This is a genomic window from Actinopolymorpha alba DSM 45243, from assembly GCF_000373925.1.
GTDB lineage: Bacteria > Actinomycetota > Actinomycetes > Propionibacteriales > Actinopolymorphaceae > Actinopolymorpha > Actinopolymorpha alba.
In genome coordinates, this window is record NZ_KB892780.1 from 36174 (window position 1) to 52793 (window position 16620).

The window sequence follows — 16620 nt, forward strand, 5'->3', positions numbered from 1 at the left end:
TCCGCGGCGATGGGGAAAGAGCTGAAGGTTCTCGGCGCGTCCGAGCACAACCTGCGGGACGTCGACGTCACGTTCGGTCCCGGCATGACCGCCGTCGTCGGTGTGTCCGGCTCGGGGAAGTCGTCGCTCGCGTTCGACGTGGTCTACACCGAGGCGCGGCGTCGGTTCCTCGAGTCGCTGGGGCTGGGACGTCCAGGGGCACGCGTGCCAGCCGCGCAGGTACGCAGCATCGAGGGCTTGGGGCCGGCGGTGGCGATTGCCCAGAACGTGCTGAACGTCAACCCGGCTTCGACTGTCGCGACATCAGTTGGCTTGCACCCTTTCCTGCGCATTCTCTACGCCCGATTCGCGGATGTCACCTGCCCGCGTTGCCAGGTGCCAGTACGGGCGGTGTCGCGCGAAGAGCGGCTCGCGATCGCCTTGGACATGCTCGCCGCTGCAGGCCGCCTCTCGGTGGAAGTGGCGGTCGTCCGCGGCCTTCGCCGGAGCCACGCGCGTCTCCTAGCCGGCCTGCGGGGCCAATTCGATGCGGTCACGATCGACGGGCGTCCGTGGGCGGCGAACAACTCCAGCCGCGTGCCGCGGCTCGACCCGACGGTCCCGCACGATGTGGTCGTACGCATCGCCACACTCCACGCGGGCGCCCCCGCGGCGGAGGTTCGCGCCATCCTCGAGCGCGCCGACGCGTTGGGCTCACCAGAGGTCCGTCTCGGCGGCACGCCGGTGCTGCGGGCGCCGATCTGTCCGAGCTGCTCGGGCTGGGTCCGGCCGCTGGAGCCGCCGGCGTTTCGTGATGCGTCGGTGGACACGTCGTCGCATCGCATCGCCGGTGTCACCCTGACCGCGTTGCTTGCGCGCTCGGTGAGCGAGGTCCTCGAGTTCGTCGAGCAACTTCCGGTCAGACTCCGTGCGGCACGAGTGCAGGATGAGCTGCTGCGGCGGCTGCGGCCCCTGGTCACGTTGGGACTCGGTCATCTCACGCTTGACCGGTCCATGCCGACGCTGTCGCGCGGAGAGGCACAACGGACGCGACTCGCGGTCGTGCTCGGGGGCCGGCTCGAAGACCTCCTGCATGTCCTCGACGAGCCGACCATCGGACTGCACCACACCGATCTCACACGACTCCTCGATGCCATCGCATCGTTGCCGGGGCCGGTGCTGATGGTCGAACACGACCGCACCGCGATCGCGATGGCCGACGATGTCGTCGAGATCGGCCCTGCCGGAGGCCGCGGCGGTGGCGAACTCGTCTTCCAAGGGGCACCCGCCGCGCTGTGGCGCGCCGACACCGCATCGGGCCGCGGCTTCTCGGCGCCAACCCGTGTCCAGCGCGCGCCCCATGTGATCGGTGATCAGCGGATCGGCATCACCGGCGCCAGCTTGCGCAACCTGCGCAACGTCGACTGCGAGATCCCGGTGGGATCGCTCACGGTGATCACCGGTCCGTCGGGAGCCGGTAAGACCACCTTGGCGCGTGAGGTGTTGCTGGCGTCTCTGCGCGAAGGCGCGCCGGTCGGCTGCGTCACGTTCGACGCGCCGCCGGTGCGCGCGGTCGCTGTCGATCAGAAACCCCTGGGCAACAACCCGCGTTCGAATCCGGCGACCTATACGAAGGTGTTCGACAGGATCCGCGACGTGTTCGCGAAGGAGACCGGGCGGTCCGCGTCGGAGTTCACGTTCAACCGAGCCGAAGGGGCGTGCCCGGAGTGCGAGGGGATGGGGGCGGTCGCCATCAGCCTCAGCCACCTGGCGCCCATCTGGGTGCCGTGCGAGGCCTGCGACGGCCGCCGGTACCGGCCCGAGGTCCTCGAAGCAACATGGGAAGGTCGGTCGATCGCCGAGGTATTGGAGTTGAGCGTCGACGAGGCCAACGCGCTGTTCGTCGAGCACCGGTCGGTGACCCGCATCCTCCAGACCTTGCAGGAGGTTGGACTCGGCTACGTCACGCTCGGCCAACCCTCGCCCAGCCTCTCCGGTGGCGAAGCGCAACGAGTGCGGCTGGCCCGCGAGGTGACCAAGGCCAAGGCCGGCGACCTCGTGCTGCTCGACGAGCCCACCACGGGGCTTCACCCTGGCGACCTGGACCGACTCCTCAGCGTGCTCGACAAGCTGACGGTCAACGGCTGCACGGTGGTCGTCGTCGAACACCAGGCAGACGTGATCGCCTCCGCCGACTGGCGCATCGATCTCGGCCCGGGCGGTGGCCCTGAGGGCGGACGACTGCAGCACTGCGGCACGCCCGTTGCCGAGAAACGATCGAAGGTGACGCCGCGGGCCAAGCCACGCACGCGAAGGCGGTCGAGCGATGCCATCCGGGTGCGGAGCGCCCGCGCCCACAACCTGCAGGGTGTCGACGTCGAGTTCGCCAAGGGCCGATTCACCGTTGTGACGGGCGTGTCGGGTTCGGGCAAGTCGTCGTTGGTCCGCGACGTCGTCGCGGCGGAGGCCAACCGGCGGCTGCTCGAGTGCCTGTCGGTCTACGAGCGCCAGTCGGTGCGCGAAGGACCGGAAGCTCCAGTCGACTCGCTCACCGGGCTGGGTCCGACGATGAGCATCGACGCTTCCGGCACGATCTTCGACTCAGGTGGGCCCGGGAATTACGTCTGGGATGCCGCCCGGACGACCGTCGGCCGGTCCAGCGACCTCGACCGTCTCATGTCCCTCGTCCTGGCGCGTGCCGGTGTGCGCTCGTGCCTCGCGTGCGGTGGCGACAACGTTCGCCGGTCCTCACCGACGCCGGAAGCAGCGTGGGCCTGCGGCGACTGCGTGACGAGCGCGGTGCCGATCGAGCCGCGCCACCTCATGGGGTCGCCGGTTGCCATCTGTCCGCAGTGCGTGGGGCTCGGCGTGACGCGGCAGTTCCATTTCGACAGGTGGGTCGTGCAGCCCGATTCACCGATCTGCGCCGGCTGCTTCCGCGCGAGCGGCCGGGGTCCGTCGGCGATGACGTCGGCATCGATGGCGTTGCTCGGCTACTTCTGCAAGGAAGGCACCGGCGGCCACGCCTCGCTGCGTGCGTTCGCCGAGCGGCACGGGTTCGACCTCGAGACCACGCCGTGGTCGGAGCTGACCGAAGAAGCCCGCCAGACGTTCATGTTCGGCGACCCGTCGCCCACCAACGAGTTCTCCTTGGTGTCCTGGATCGGGATGAACCACTGGGCCCAGTACGACCTGGGCGGCGCGGACACCAAGGCCTTCCCCTGCGCCGAGTGCAGCGGCAAGCGGCTGCGCGCTCCCTACTTGACGACTCGCCTCGAAGGTCGCGACCGCAACGACCTGTTCTCGGCGTCGCTCGTCGAGCTCGAAGACCTACTGGCATCGATGGACGAGCCGGACGACAAACACGCGGCGGACGCACGCACAGTCGCGCTGCACCGTCTCGACTACTTGCGCTCTGTCGGGCTCGGCTACCTCCACCTGAACCGGGCGACCTGGACCTTGTCCGCGGGTGAGGCGCAGCGGATCAAGCTGGCGTCGGTGCTCGGCAGCGGCCTCGTCGGCATGACCGTGCTGCTCGACGAACCATCCCGAGGCCTGCATCCGCGAGAAGTGAGCGCGCTCTCCCGCACCTTGACCGAGCTCCGCGACGCCGGCAACACCGTGATCGCCGTCGAACACGACCCCACGCTCATCCGCGCCGCCGACGATGTCATCGAGATAGGTCCCGGTCCCGGACGAGCCGGCGGCCGCCTCATCGACCTCGACAGCCCCCAGTCGGTCACCCGGGCAGTACTCGACGGACGCGTCTCGATCCCTCGCCGCGACCGCCGCGAGCCAACAGGGTGGATGTACGTCACAGGCGCGCGGGAGAACAACCTGCGCGGCCTCGATGTCCGCATCCCGCTCGGTGTGCAAGTCGGCGTCTGCGGTGTGTCCGGCTCGGGAAAGTCCTCGCTCGTCGTCGACACCATCGCACTGGGGCTGGCGCGACCAAAGACCAACATCCCCCGCAGCGGCGTCATCCGCGTCGCACCTGGTCTCCACGACGCTATTTCGGGCGCGCCCGTCCGCACCGTCGTCGCCGACCAAGCCCGCGCTGAGATCACCTCACCCGGCATGTTCCTCGGGCTGATCAACGCCGCCCGCAAGTCGTTCGCCGCGAGCGAAGTGGCCCGCGAGCAGGGCATCACGATCAAGGACCTCGCCTACGGCTGCGACGCCTGCGGCGGCAAAGGGACCTGGCAAGAGGACATGTCGTTCCTGCCGTCGGTGACCCAGACCTGCGACGCGTGCGGCGGCTCCGGCTACCGCCGCGAGGTCGCCGCCCTCGTCGAGCGGGGCCGAACCCTCGCCGACATCGAAGCCCTCACCATCGGTGAACTCCTCGAGGAGTGGGGCGACATCGACGGCGTCCATCGCGTGGGCGGCGCCGCAGTCGCGCTCGGCCTCGGCTACCTCATCGTCCGCCAGCCCGGTTGGAGCCTCTCAGGCGGTGAAGCGCAGCGGCTCAAGCTCGCCAAGGAGCTCGCCCGCCCCACCAAGGCGGGCAGCCTCTACGTACTCGATGAGCCCACCGTCGGTCTGCAGGTAACCGACGTCGCGGGGCTCGCCCGCGCCCTCGACGCGATCGTCGAAGCAGGCAACACCGTCTTGGTCGTCGAGCACGATCCCGTCCTACTCGCAACCTGCGACTGGCTCATCGAGCTGGGGCCCGGTGCCGGACCAGACGGTGGCGAGATCGTCTTCGAGGGCCGGCCCGAAGAACTCGCCGAGGCCGACACAGCAACCGCGCCGTACATCCTCGAAGCCCTCACATGAACATGACAACGCTCCTGCTCGGAGATCCGTCCCCGTCGTTGCGGTGGCGTACGGCTATCGAGCTCGAGGGCGCCCCCGATGACGATGACGACGTCAAGGCCTGGCGGGGCGAGATCGGAGAGAGCCTCGCGGTCCAGTCGCTCCTCGCACGACTGTCGGCGGCCGAGCGGCGGCCTCAAGCCGCCGGCTACCTGCTCTGCCAGCTCGCGTACCTCGGCTACCGCGGCCCCGAACTTGCCACTGCCGTCGACGCCATCTTCGCCAACCAGCAGCCGGACGGCTCGTGGCCACTGCGGCTCGACGACGACAACGACCAGCCCGCACGCAAGCCGAGAAGGGGAGCGCCACCGGGGTTGGCACCATCCGACGGCCCGCGCTTCGTCACCATGCAGACCGTCGTGCCGTTGCGGGGTATCGCCGCGGCCGGGTTCGCCGCCGACCCTCGCACTGAACGCGCCTACGAATGGCTCCTCCGCGAACGCCTCCCCGACGGATCCTGGCCCGCCGGACCCAAAGCCGACCTCGGAGGTCCCGGACGGCCCTCACTGCCGGAAAAGGACTACCGGCGGCTCACACACGGGGAGGGGTGCCGCTCGGCGACAACTGGCGCGGTGGCCTGCCTCGCGCTGCACCCCCAGCGCAACCGATCCGACGCGGCCCGCGTCGGCGTCGGCCACCTCCTCGCACGGGAGACCCGAGACGAATCGACCCTCGGCTGGGAAGTCTCCCGGCTGATCGGGCTTGAGCGGGCGATGGGACAGGTCACCTTCTACGTCACCTTCGATCTCGCCTTCCTCCTCGACCTCGCCTCCCGATGCGGCGTCTCCGCTGATGACCGCCGCGTACGCGACCTCGTCACCTGGCTCGAAACACTTCGAGGCCTCTACGGCCTCTGGGAACACCAAGCCCACCCGCAGCTCTCCCGATGGCTCACCTTCGACCTCGAGTGCAGCCTCCGCCGATTGGCCGACGGCGCCTGGATCGGCAACGAGGAACCGGCCAGCTTCACCCCCTACAAACGTGGCCGCCGCCGCTACTGACCCGACGCCCAGCGGGGCACACCCCGCCGGGCGTCGGGTCATGGACGCGTGAAGGACTCGACGACTGCGTTGTGGTGCTCATACCACCACGACAGCAGGGCCGATCCGGCGAGGAAGAACTGGTCGCAGGAGGTGTCACCGTGGTCGTAGTGCCAGTCCAACGGCCAGAGCCCGCAGAGGTACTCCCACCACCAGCGGTGCACGGCGTCAGCCAATTGCGCGTCGGTCACAGGCCTGGTCGCACGGTAACCGGCGATGAACGCCGACACCCGGTCCAGATCGACGTTACCTCGCTCACGGCTCATGAACAGGAAGACCGCCGCGCGTACGACTTCACCGAGCAGCGAGCCGAAACAGAGCCGGTCCCAGTCCAGAACGGCGTTGATGCGCCCGTGCTCCCACAGCAGGTTGAACTGCTGGAAGTCGCCATGCATCCAGCCGTACGGGCCCAGCCAGGTACTGCCGACGGGCCGTCGATGCGACTGCGCGGTGATGTGCTCGCGCCGAGTCCGGAGCAACCGGCGGGCCTGCTCGTCGAACTCGTCGGGTACCGGTCGGGCCTCAATCAGGCTTGCGTAGTGGTCGATGGCGTCGAGCGCCGCGCGTGGATCCGTGGCGGGTTCGCGGTGGTGGGATACGGCGGCGTCTGGCTCAGACGGGAGCACGGCGTCCAGGTGGTGGTGCAGCTCACTGAGCAGGTGGCCAGCCGCCGTGCACTCGGCTGGTGTGAGATCGACACCCTCGCGGAGTACCCCTGGCATCCACGGGGTGAGCGTGAAGCTGCCGCACGCGTGGTCGAGCAAGGTGTCACCGTCGGGCAAGACCACCGGGGTCGGTGCCGGAAACCCCCGTGCCGCCAGGGCATCGAGGACGGCGTGCTGACACCTGGCCTGGTCGGGGCTGTGGTCGAGGATCTGCTTGACCGCGAACGTGCCTGCCGATGTCGTCACCTGCCAACTGCGGTTCATGAAGCCAGTGGTCAGTGGCTCCAGTCTCGAGGGGCTGCCCAATCCGAACGCGTTCGTGACGTCTGCGACCAGCTGCTCGTCCGGTAGGCCCGGACTCGTCAGATGCTTCACGCGCTCGCGTTGCGTCATGCCGCCCAACTATGCATCATTTCACCACTCCCCCGGTGCTACTCCCCAGACCAACGCATTACGAGTGGGTTCTCGTGCGCAGGTCACCCGCCGGTTCCAGAACTACTGACCGTGGACTGCTCGTTATTAACGTTGGTTGTTGAGGACTGATTAGGGCCGTTCAGGAGCACGTGGGGGCCATGTTTGCGTGGAGGCGATCGACCCCGCGCCACGCCTCAATTCCGTCGGATTGCTGCCGTCAACGTGCCTCAGTAACACAGAACTCATTCCCCTCCGGGTCCTGCATGAGCGTCCGCCCATCGAATTCCTTCCGGACTGACGCACCGAGCGCCACCAGCCGGGCGACTTCCTCGTGCCGACTTGCCGCCTCGACATCGAGGTGGACTCGATTCTTCGTCGACTTGTGCTCAGGGACCTGCTGGAAGAACAGGATCGGTCCTGGACCGTCCACAGCGACCGTCGGATCGGTCTCCGGGGTCAGCCCCAGGCTTGCCAGCCGTTCGATCTCGGCACTGTCGTAGGCCCGGACGTCGTACCCATCAAGCACGCCAGCCCAAAAGCACGCCAGCTTGGATGGGCGCTCGCAGTCGAACACGATCTCGCGAATCGCTGCCATTAGCTTCTCTCCTCCCGCCCAGACCGGGCTGGCTTTTGTTGTCCCTCGGGGCGCCCATCGTGAACGCAGGTGCGGTGCTTGTCGCTGTTGGCTCGCGACAATCCTGACAGAACAGAGCGGCCCTGAAAGGACTCCTCTCCCGTACCCGGGTTCTGGGCAGGGTGGCAAGGCTCGACATCGGAGACCGTCAGGCTTGGCCTTGCGACCCTGTGCAGGTTCCGGGTAACCGCTTGCGGTGGCCGTCCGATGAGAGCGGAGCCTTGCCGAACAGCAGAACCTGGTCGAATTGTGGCTGCCGCCGACGGTCGTGGCTGGATCCGAACCTGCGCCGACCGAACCACCACTCTGCCCAGTCGAGCAGACCGCGCTCGAGAAAAAGCTGTGCGCAAGAAGCCAGAAGCGCTCGAGGAGCAGCTCCTGCCGGCGCGACAGGACTGGGGCGGTGGGCCGGTCGAGTTCGACCTGGTGGTACCGCCGTCGGGGAACATGTGCGAGTGCAGCGGCTGGCCGACCGCACCGGCGTCATCTCCGTGTGCGGGCAACGCCTGTCCCAACGCATCTAGACACCCGCACCGTCGCGTCGTGTCCCGGCTTGTGGTCGCAGGCTAGACATCACCGGATGGGAGCGTGATGTCCGGGCGCGAGGAGCGCTGGCGGTGGGGCGGCCAGCGCAGCGGCCGCGTCGCTGACGGGTAGATCTACCAGGGCGTCACAGGTCGGTGCGGCGCATTCGCAGTCGAACGCGCGGATGACCGTGCTGGCATCCCGCGGTACAGGGGCTCGCGCAACCCCTGTGAGGGAGTGGGTGACGGCGACCTCATTGGCGTAGCGCAGCAGGGATTGCCGTTCACGCACGCTCCGCGCTGTTGGGCCCGCTGCGAGGCACTCGGCGAAGTGATTCTCAACCGCGGCGAGTGTCTGGCTCACAGTCTGGTTGTCGACGATGATCGTGGCCGCGTCCGGAGCGGCATCTAGTTGATTCCGGACCAGCTGCCAGCCCCACAGATATCCATGGTGCACGCCCTCCGGGTGGCGCTTTTCAAGCCTGGCTCGCTGCTCCTCTTGCGAGGGCATCAGCCACACCGCATTGCCCGTGGGCGTGGCCAGGTCCGGAGTAACGAGGGCACCTTCGACCACCACCAGCGGCCAGGATAGTGACAGCAGGTCCTTACCGATCATGGGACCACGGTCGAAGTCGCCCGGGCCACTGCTCGGCAACGCCACACCTGCCGCTGCGGCCCGATCCCAGTACTGCCACGTGTGGTCATCAACGCTGTACCAACGCAAGCCGTGACGCCTCGCCAGCAGGCGACTCACCGTCGTCTTACCAGCAGCAGCCGGGCCACCGATCCAAAGAACATGCGACAGATCTCCCACCACGCCTCCCCACAGGCCAATCGCTCCGAACCCCGGATTCAGTCGCTGGTCCATTCCGGCAAGCCCGGCCTACTGCGGCTACGATCACGGCAGGTCGCCGCGAACGGCCTCCTAAGCTATCTAGACCACCCGTCGCGCATCAGCTGGCGGGAAATTGTCGCGGCATCAGGTGTCGCAAGACAAGAGCTGACCTCGGTGTCCTGGCTCAGGTGATGCTTGACGGTCCGCGTCTCGGGTGATGGTTGACACTGGCCGCGTTTGGCCTTCGCTGGTTGGCGACCCTTCTCGTGGGCGGCGGCGTTGGCGAGGGAGGGCGTGAGGTCTACAGCGTCGAGGCCGTTCTACTTTCGTCCGAACCGGCTGAGCCAGCCTCATTCGGGCCGACGTGGGCTTGAAGAGGTCGCGAAACCATCCAACAGCACTGTCCCAGCTGCTCACTATGGTTCAGGCATGAACAGCCCCGACTGCCCGAGCAAGCGCCTTGTTGAGCAACGGCTGCGCAACCGCGCTATGGAAGCGCTTGAGGCACTGAGCGACGGTGATGAAGGCGTTCGAACGGTTGGCATCGTGGAGTATGTCGAGGAGTTCTTCGACGTGATCAACGATGATCTGCCGTGGCACTGGCGGGAATGGTCCTACTTCACGCCCAATGAGGTCCAGACGCTCGATCGAGTCCAGCGTCTACTCAAGGCGGCGTGCGAAGCAACACCACGTTCTGCTCGGACAGCGAATTCATTCGTTCCGGATGGCCAGCCACGATCCGGCCGGCCGCGATTCAAGCACTCGAACTCATGCGCAGCCGCGGACGATTTCGCGAGGACGTCGAGGAAGCCCGGCCATCGCAGCCCAGCTGAACCCGCTGCCAACTGGAACATGCTCGCCCGGTCGCGTATCACCTGGTACAGGACAAGAGCTGACCTCCGGAGTCCCCCAGCTTCCGGCCGAGGCGGTGAGGAGGTGTACGCCGTCGTGCGTGCGGAGATCGGGTGGTCTGGGTCGTCCAGGGCGTCGAGGAGGCGTACGGCGTATGCCTCGGTCATGCGGTCGCGGATCAGGTCGGGGATGAGCCAGGCGACGCGGTAGGTCTCGGAACTGGTCTGCTCTGCACCGCCAGACCTACCCCGGCAGGGGCGGCCTGGTCACGAAGGAGACAAAGGGTCGTCGTCGCCGGACGGTACCGATCACCGAGCCGCTACGTCCGACGCTGCAACGTCCTGGTGCACGAGCGGCGTCCTCAGGCAAGGCTGCTCGCGGGTCCGCCCGGGGGCGTGATCACGACAGCGACACTCAGACACGCGACCGGGTGGGACACCCTCGTCACCGACCTCGGGCTCCCCGGCCTGGTCCGGCACGGACTCCAACACACAACGCTCACCTGGATGGCGGACACCGTGATCGAGCTGCACATCCTCCAGCGGGTCGCGGGTCACCAGGACCCCGCACGCATCTGGTCCGTACTTCTCTCCCCCCGCCACTCCCCCGCACATGGCCAGCCACGCCGTGACCTGGCCCGAACGCGGACGACTGGATCACACGGGGAACACGTGGCTAGGCTCGCGATGTGATTATTTGGATGAACGGGACCTTCGGCGCAGGAAAGACGACCACCGCCAACGAACTCGTCAAACTCGTCCCAGCATCGAGGATTTTCGACGCTGAAGAGGTCGGCGGCATGCTGAGGCACGTCCGGGATCTGCCACAGCTGGGGGACTTCCAGCACTGGCCGCCATGGCGTCACCTGGTCGTGGAGACCGCTTCACAACTCCTCAAGTATCTCGGCGGGGTTCTCGTGGTCGTCCAGTCTGTGCTCGTCGAGCAGTACTGGACAGAGATCCGCTCCGGCCTGGAAAAGGCTGATGTCCAGGTCCACCACGTCGTCCTCCACGCGGACCACGACACCCTCGTCAAGCGCATCGAGGGGGACGACGAAAATAACACTGCCTTCCCCAACAATCGCCAGTGGCGTCTCGACCACCTTGCCGCCTACCACGGTGCCCGGCCGTGGCTTGACCAAGCTGGCGACGTCATCGATACCACGCACGTCAACGCGGCGGACGTCGCCCGGCTGATCGCCGACAAGCATCGCCTTCTCTGAATGCAACGCGGTAACCGGCCCGTACCTGTGGACATTATCCGGGCCCAGGCTGGACCCGGACGGATCTCCTGAGAGCCGTTCTCCCTTCGCCCGGACAGCTATTCGCCAGCGTCGACAGCCTCTGCGTGGCCTTTCCTGTGGCTGACCACTCTCCCCGGAGAGGACTCCCCCGCTCGGCGTCCGACTCACCGTCGACATCGAAGTGGTTCAGCAACGTCGAGAGCGATCGATTCCACGTCGACCTACGACCCGTACTCGGCTGGGCTACGGCTGCGCGAGTGCGGCGTAAGACCGTCGGCAAGCGATCCCATGGCGAAGCTGACGACGAGCCACAGAACCCGCGCGAGCTCGCTCTCCCCGACGTGGCGACGCTGGATCGCCTTGTAACTAAGGCGATCGAGGCCGGCGGACATCGGTGCTGGGCGACGTCGTGACCATCCTCGCGACCCTACGGATCAGCGAAGTGGCCGAGCTCCAAGCGTTTTCCCCGCAGTCCAGGAGGACGTACGGCATCGGAGGCTCTCTGCATACTCCCCGCGACTCGCGGAGTGCAGGCCGGAGCCTGGCGTGCGAGGACGACTGCGGAGAGTAGTGTGTCAGTGACGGAACGGGATCGAGTGGGAGCCTCCGGTGACGGCGCCGACCACCAGGTGCTGCTGATACGTCGGTCTGACTGTGGCCAGTGGGCGATCCCCCGCGGCCACCTCGACCCCAGAGAGACCGTCACCGAGGCGCTCGCCCGCGAACTTCGCAGGAAGGAATCCACTAGTGATCACGGATCCAACGATCCTCCGGATCGGCGAGGTGGTGCAGCGCAGCCATCAGGGCGAGCGGGAAGCCGCTCGCCTCCTGTTCACAGAGATCTGGGACGAGATCGGCGGCGAGCAAGGGGACCCCCTGCACCGTTGCACACTCGCGCACGCGATGGCCGATGTGCAAGACGACGTGCGCCAGGAGCTGGTCTGGGACCAGCGAGCGCTAGCGGCTGCCGACCTGCTCACCGACGCGCGCGTGGCGCAGGCTGGGGTGACGCTTCCGGTGGCGGGGTTGTACCCGTCGTTGCACCTGAACCTGAGCGAGTGCTACCGCAAGCTGGGCGATCTCGACCGTGCTCGTGAACACCTCCAGCAGGCGCAGGCCACGATCGGCGCGCTTGGCGATGACGAGTATGGGCAGCTGATCAGAGGGGGCCTGGAGCGCCTGGTCGAACTGCTGCGCTGACCCGACAGCGGCGACGGCACCCGGGAGGTCGGCCCCTTCTGGAGCGAGGCGCTGAGCTGGCCGCTGGTATGGGACCCAGAACCACGAGACCGCGATCCAGTCACCGCACGGCGGCACAAAGATCGCCTGGGGAGACCCGCCCGTAGCCCCGACGATGCTCCCACCGACGCCGGCGGACGGCGCGGACGGCGCGGACGGCGCGGACGGCGCGGACGGCGCGGACGGCCAGTCACTCAGACCGAGGCGATAGCGGCATTGGGTCGGCCGATCGGGGCCATGGTGACGGCCAAATGACGCTATATAGGCGTTGACTGACGTCGATACGGTGTCATATGGACGACACCATATGCCACGGGACGGAAGGGACACGGGATGAGTGAGCCCACCTATGGGACCGTCATCGAGGAGGCGCGCGCCGAGTTCGGTGTGCCTGGAGTGAGCTGGGTGGTGATCGACAGCGGCCAGATCGCCAGGGCTGGGACGTCGGGGGTTCAGGCGGCCGGTGAGACGCGGCCGGTGACCGGCACGACGAGATTCCAGGCGTGCTCGATCAGCAAACCGATCGCCGCGCTGGCGATGCTGCGGCTGGTCGATCGTGGCGTGCTCGACCTGGACTCCGACATCAACGCCTACCTGACCTCATGGCGGCTGCCGCGCAACGCAGACTGGCAGCCTGTCGTGACGCTGCGACAGCTGGCGAGCCACTCGGCGGGCCTCACGACGTCCGGGTTCCCGGGCTACAAGCGAACCGATGAGCTGCCGACCACGGTGCAGATCCTCTGCGGAAGCCATCCGGCGAACACGTTCGACGTCCGCGTGGACACCGTCCCGGGGACACAGTTCCGCTACTCCGGCGGCGGAACGCTCGCGATGCAGCTGCTGCTCGAGGATGTGACCGGCACGCCTTTCCCAGCGCTGATGCGCGAGCTCGTCCTCGACCCGCTCTGCATGGGCGACAGTGACTACACCCAGCCGCCACCGGCGGAGGCGTACGACAGGCTGGCGTCGGGCCACGACATCGCCGGCGCTGTCGTCGCGGGCGGCTGGCACGTCTACCCCGAGATGGCGACCGCCGGCCTGTGGACGACGCCGAGCGACCTGTGCAGGTACGCGCTCGCGGTCCGGGCAGCTTACGCCGGCGCGCCGGGTGCGCTGATCTCGCAGCATCTCGCGCGCGAGATGCTGACCCCGCAGGTCCCCGCGACGGAGCGGATCGGAGGGTTGTCCGCGGTCGGCCTCGGCCCGTTCGTCTCCGTCGGTGGGGCAGCGAGGTTCGGGCACAGCGGCGGGAACGAAGGCTTCAAGTGCCACCTGCTCGCCTACCAAGACGCCGGTGTCGGCGCGGCAGTGATGACAAACAGCGACCTCGGAATCTACGTGGTGCAACGCGCGTTCGCCGCGATTGCGAAGGTGTACGACTGGCCGGACTTCCCGATGACTGTCGACGATCCCGAGCTGCCCACCGAATCGACCCTCGCCAAGATCGCGGGCCGCTACCGACTGCGCGACGGGGTCGAGCTGGAGATCACGCCAGCCGACTACAACTTGCGGGTGACGTTCAACGGACAAGCACCAATGACGTTCACGTTCACGGGTACGAACGACGACGGCACCACGGTGTTCAACTCGGTGGCGACCGAGACGAAGCTGCGCCTGAATTGCGACGGCGCTCTCACGTTCGACCAGAACGGGCAGACCATCGCCTGCGACCGGCTCTAGATATTGAAGAGGCGGGGTACCTGGTCCCCCTGTGCGACCTGCCCGGGACGGTGCAGTGATTGGCGTGCGCTTGAACCTGCATCCTCGTGGCAAGCTGACGAACCACCAGCCGCTTCGCACCGGTACGACCGCCGAAAGGGAGCGTCATCCGCATGCCTGACACGAACGCACAGCCTGACTTCAACCACAACGACTTCTATCACCGGTATCTGCTGCGCCAGGTACCACGGCAATGCGATCGAGCACTCGACATCGGATGCGGAACCGGCTTGTTCGCCAGGCGATTGGCTCAGCGTGCACAAACGGTTGAAGCCATCGATCGTGCGCCCGAAGTGATCGCCCAGGCGCGTGCGCTGTCCCACGACACACCCAACGTCCGCTACGCCGAGGCAGACCTTGCCGACTACGACCTGGGCACTGCGCGTTATGACTTCATTTCCGGCCTCGCCAGCGTCCATCACATGCCGTTCGCGGAGACGATCACGAAACTGCGTGATGCGTTGACCCCTGGTGGCGTGCTGGCCATCCTGGGCCTTTGCCGTTATGCGACACGAGCCGACTACCTGCCCGACCTGGTCGCGGCCCCGGCGAACCTGGCTGCGAAAGCGGTCGTGCGGGCGAAGGCCCGCTTTGGCAGCCGGGTGGCAGGCTCCGGACCGGCACCGTCGATGAATGCGCAGATGACGCTGCCGGAGATCAGAACAGAAGCGGCACGGCTTCTGCCCGGCGCCGTCATCCGACGTCGCGTCTTTTGGAGGTACTCCCTCATCTACAGGCAGCCGGCGACCTCGACGAGATGAGAGCAAACGCTGGGAGAACCGGAACGGGGCGAGCTCGTGCGCTGGAACCTCCGGCTGAAGGCGGCTGGTTCAGGGCATCTGGAAGTCGACCGAGTTGCGGCGGCGGCGCCTGGGCGCCGCCGCCGCAACCGTTGCGCTGCCGCGGGCCGAAGCCGGGCGCGAGCGCTCGGGCGCTACGGTTTCGCCAACGGCCCGAGGGCCTGGGCGAGAGCCTTGGCAAGAACGTGGGCCGTGGAGCCGTCCGGCTCGCCATGGTCGGGATTGAACTCGGCGAACGTCATACCGGCGAACCCCGGATGTGCCACGAACTCCGACAGTGCGGTCATCGCCTCGGCCTTCGTCAGCCCTCTGTTGTACAGCGGTACGTCGGCGACGGGAAGGTCGTAGAAGTCGATCACATCCACGTCGAAGTGCACCACGAAGCGATCCGCGCCGAGGGCCTGCACGGCCCGGCGCGCGGCGCTTCGAGGGTCGGGCCTGACGTCGCTGGCCGGGAAACGAGTGCTCGGAACCAGGCCCTCCCGATCCTCCTCCGGGTCACCGTATCCGAAGAAGCACAGCCGTTCCGGACTCAGCAGCGGCCGTCGGGGCCCGAAACTGGCCAGGGCGGGAGCCGTGCCCGGTAGGTCAAGCATGTGACCGACGCCGAGCCCGTCCAGGACGCTCTCCGGGTTGTCCGGGGCATTGGACAGGTCCTGACCGCCATCGAAGTACAGCAACGCCACGTCCTCGTCGTGCGCAACCGCGGCGCTGTAGAGCGCGATCGCAAGCGTGCACTCCCCGCCTACCACGAGCGGGAGCTGGCCGGCCTCGAAGATCGAATTGATCTGCGCTCGGGCGTCGGACAGGACCTGCAGGACCTGACTCAGGTTGTGCGGCCGCCGCTCGGTCGGGTGCGGCCGCCACCGGACGACCGGGCGGTCGCCATGGTCCTCCACCTCAAGCCCGGCTTCGCCTAATAGGCGGATCAGACCGGCCGCCCTTAATGCTGCCGGCGCCTTCTCCTGTCCGGGCCAGTGGGCCGCCGCGCTCGACGGAACGCCAAGCAAACCTAGAGTTGTACTCATTTCCGCAATGCCATTCATACTCTCATCAGCCCTTCCTGTCGGCACCACTCATCGAACCTCCAAGGGACTCCGGGTTCGGCTGGAGTCACCGACGCTATGGGCTGATCCGGACACCTACTGTCTTGTTCGTGTTCGTGACCCACGTCTCGCGTCTACCCGCGTCCGGTCCTCGGAGCCGAGGTCTGCAGCTGCGGGCTTTCGGCGGTCTCGTCGCGAATGTCGGCCGGTTTCGTCGACGCTGGTGTGGCGCCTTTGCAGGTCAGAGGCAACTTGACCCTCATGAGACCCGATGCGGGCACGTACATACCGGGAAGGGCGAACGTCGGCCGGTCAGCGGTTGAGGTCCTCGCCGGCTTGTTCTTGCCGTACGACGCGATCCGGGTGGAACGTCATGTGAAAGTCCCTCTCGGACTCGGCGTGCTGCTCGAAGCCCAAGCGCTCGTAGAGCCTGCGCGCTCTCACATTGTTCCTGTCGACGTCGAGATGCAGAGGTTTGGCGGTGGATCGGCTCTCCTGGATCAGTGCGGTGATGAGGTGGGTGCCGATTCCGTTGCCCTGGAAGGCCGGGTGGATCTGAATTCCTCCTAGTACTACAGCCGTAGATCGTGATCTTGGTTTCGTCGGTGGTAGTGGCAGAGTTTGGCTCGGTGTTGGTGGAGTCGGCGGTATCGGCTCCATCGTTCGGTGTGCCATGGGTGGTGGCGAGGTCGGGTGTAGGTGGCGCGTTTGTGTCGGATTTCGTTGCAGGTAAGCGGGATCATGGCCTGGTCGGTGTGGGGCTGGTCGGCCGATGTCAGGGATGGCCGCGTCGACTGGGCGGTCTGGGATCG

The 16620-nt window shown here is 67.1% G+C and carries 13 protein-coding genes and 1 pseudogene; 8 read left to right on the plus strand and 6 right to left on the minus strand.

Going from position 1 to position 16620, the window contains the following annotated elements:
• Window positions 1–9: 9 nt before the first annotated feature.
• Together B141_RS46205 and B141_RS0127760 are read left to right on the plus strand one after the other, a co-directional pair.
• Entirely contained in the window at window positions 10–4758 is a 4749-nt protein-coding gene (locus tag B141_RS46205) for an ATP-binding cassette domain-containing protein (protein WP_020578457.1), read from the plus strand.
• On the plus strand, window positions 4755–5798 hold the full coding sequence (locus B141_RS0127760) for a prenyltransferase/squalene oxidase repeat-containing protein (protein ID WP_020578458.1): 1044 nt from the start codon (window positions 4755–4757) through the stop codon (window positions 5796–5798). Before B141_RS46205 ends, B141_RS0127760 begins: the two co-directional genes overlap by 4 nt.
• Before the next feature lie 38 nt (window positions 5799–5836).
• On the opposite strand, the gene B141_RS43140 is transcribed toward B141_RS0127760, so the two are convergent.
• The 4 genes from B141_RS43140 to B141_RS49750 form a co-directional block, all read right to left on the minus strand.
• Window positions 5837–6895 (minus strand): phosphotransferase enzyme family protein, encoded by a 1059-nt coding sequence (locus B141_RS43140; protein WP_020578459.1) that lies wholly within the window; start codon window positions 6893–6895, stop codon window positions 5837–5839.
• Window positions 6896–7133: 238 nt separating this feature from the next.
• Window positions 7134–7511 (minus strand): VOC family protein, encoded by a 378-nt coding sequence (locus tag B141_RS0127770; RefSeq protein ID WP_020578460.1) that lies wholly within the window; start codon window positions 7509–7511, stop codon window positions 7134–7136.
• Between the two features lie 612 nt (window positions 7512–8123).
• Complete coding sequence (locus B141_RS43145; protein ID WP_157181341.1) at window positions 8124–8798, minus strand: hypothetical protein; 675 nt, start codon at window positions 8796–8798, stop codon at window positions 8124–8126.
• Window positions 8799–9332: 534 nt separating this feature from the next.
• Entirely contained in the window at window positions 9333–9509 is a 177-nt protein-coding gene (locus B141_RS49750; protein WP_020578462.1) for a hypothetical protein, read from the minus strand.
• Between the two features lie 647 nt (window positions 9510–10156).
• Between B141_RS49750 and B141_RS47925 the strand changes: the two genes are divergently transcribed.
• From B141_RS47925 to B141_RS0127825, 6 genes and pseudogenes are all read left to right on the plus strand, one after another.
• Complete coding sequence (locus B141_RS47925) at window positions 10157–10453, plus strand: site-specific integrase (RefSeq protein WP_157181342.1); 297 nt, start codon at window positions 10157–10159, stop codon at window positions 10451–10453.
• Between the two features lie 8 nt (window positions 10454–10461).
• Window positions 10462–10983 carry an AAA family ATPase gene (locus tag B141_RS0127795; RefSeq protein WP_020578464.1) on the plus strand — a complete coding sequence of 174 codons (522 nt, stop codon included), beginning with the start codon at window positions 10462–10464 and terminating at the stop codon, window positions 10981–10983.
• A gap of 650 nt (window positions 10984–11633) precedes the next feature.
• Window positions 11634–11681, plus strand: a pseudogene (locus B141_RS52985) (hypothetical protein); the annotation flags it as partial.
• Between the two features lie 70 nt (window positions 11682–11751).
• Window positions 11752–12204 carry a tetratricopeptide repeat protein gene (locus tag B141_RS0127815; protein ID WP_020578468.1) on the plus strand — a complete coding sequence of 151 codons (453 nt, stop codon included), beginning with the start codon at window positions 11752–11754 and terminating at the stop codon, window positions 12202–12204.
• A 372-nt stretch (window positions 12205–12576) separates the two neighbouring features.
• On the plus strand, window positions 12577–13923 hold the full coding sequence (locus tag B141_RS43155) for a serine hydrolase domain-containing protein (RefSeq protein ID WP_020578469.1): 1347 nt from the start codon (window positions 12577–12579) through the stop codon (window positions 13921–13923).
• A gap of 152 nt (window positions 13924–14075) precedes the next feature.
• Window positions 14076–14723 (plus strand): class I SAM-dependent methyltransferase, encoded by a 648-nt coding sequence (locus B141_RS0127825; protein WP_020578470.1) that lies wholly within the window; start codon window positions 14076–14078, stop codon window positions 14721–14723.
• A 173-nt stretch (window positions 14724–14896) separates the two neighbouring features.
• Here the strand turns inward: B141_RS0127825 and B141_RS0127830 are convergent, their stop codons facing one another.
• Together B141_RS0127830 and B141_RS52990 are read right to left on the minus strand one after the other, a co-directional pair.
• On the minus strand, window positions 14897–15790 hold the full coding sequence (locus B141_RS0127830; RefSeq protein ID WP_026257632.1) for an arginase family protein: 894 nt from the start codon (window positions 15788–15790) through the stop codon (window positions 14897–14899).
• A 330-nt stretch (window positions 15791–16120) separates the two neighbouring features.
• The gene (locus B141_RS52990; protein ID WP_084678565.1) at window positions 16121–16483 is read right to left on the minus strand and encodes a GNAT family N-acetyltransferase; all 363 of its coding nucleotides are present in this window, start codon (window positions 16481–16483) and stop codon (window positions 16121–16123) included.
• Window positions 16484–16620 lie beyond the last annotated feature (137 nt).

Excerpts from the sequence above, each read along its gene's own strand:
- B141_RS46205 (WP_020578457.1), top strand. The coding sequence starts at position 10 with ATGGGGAAAGAGCTGAAGGTTCTCGGCGCGTCCGAGCACAACCTGCGG.
- B141_RS0127760 (WP_020578458.1), top strand. The coding sequence starts at position 4,755 with ATGAACATGACAACGCTCCTGCTCGGAGATCCGTCCCCGTCGTTGCGG.
- B141_RS43140 (WP_020578459.1), bottom strand. The coding sequence starts at position 6,895 with ATGACGCAACGCGAGCGCGTGAAGCATCTGACGAGTCCGGGCCTACCG.
- B141_RS0127770 (WP_020578460.1), bottom strand. The coding sequence starts at position 7,511 with ATGGCAGCGATTCGCGAGATCGTGTTCGACTGCGAGCGCCCATCCAAG.
- B141_RS0127795 (WP_020578464.1), top strand. The coding sequence starts at position 10,462 with ATGAACGGGACCTTCGGCGCAGGAAAGACGACCACCGCCAACGAACTC.
- B141_RS43155 (WP_020578469.1), top strand. The coding sequence starts at position 12,577 with ATGAGTGAGCCCACCTATGGGACCGTCATCGAGGAGGCGCGCGCCGAG.
- B141_RS0127825 (WP_020578470.1), top strand. The coding sequence starts at position 14,076 with ATGCCTGACACGAACGCACAGCCTGACTTCAACCACAACGACTTCTAT.
- B141_RS0127830 (WP_026257632.1), bottom strand. The coding sequence starts at position 15,790 with ATGAGTACAACTCTAGGTTTGCTTGGCGTTCCGTCGAGCGCGGCGGCC.
- B141_RS52990 (WP_084678565.1), bottom strand. The coding sequence starts at position 16,483 with ATGGCACACCGAACGATGGAGCCGATACCGCCGACTCCACCAACACCG.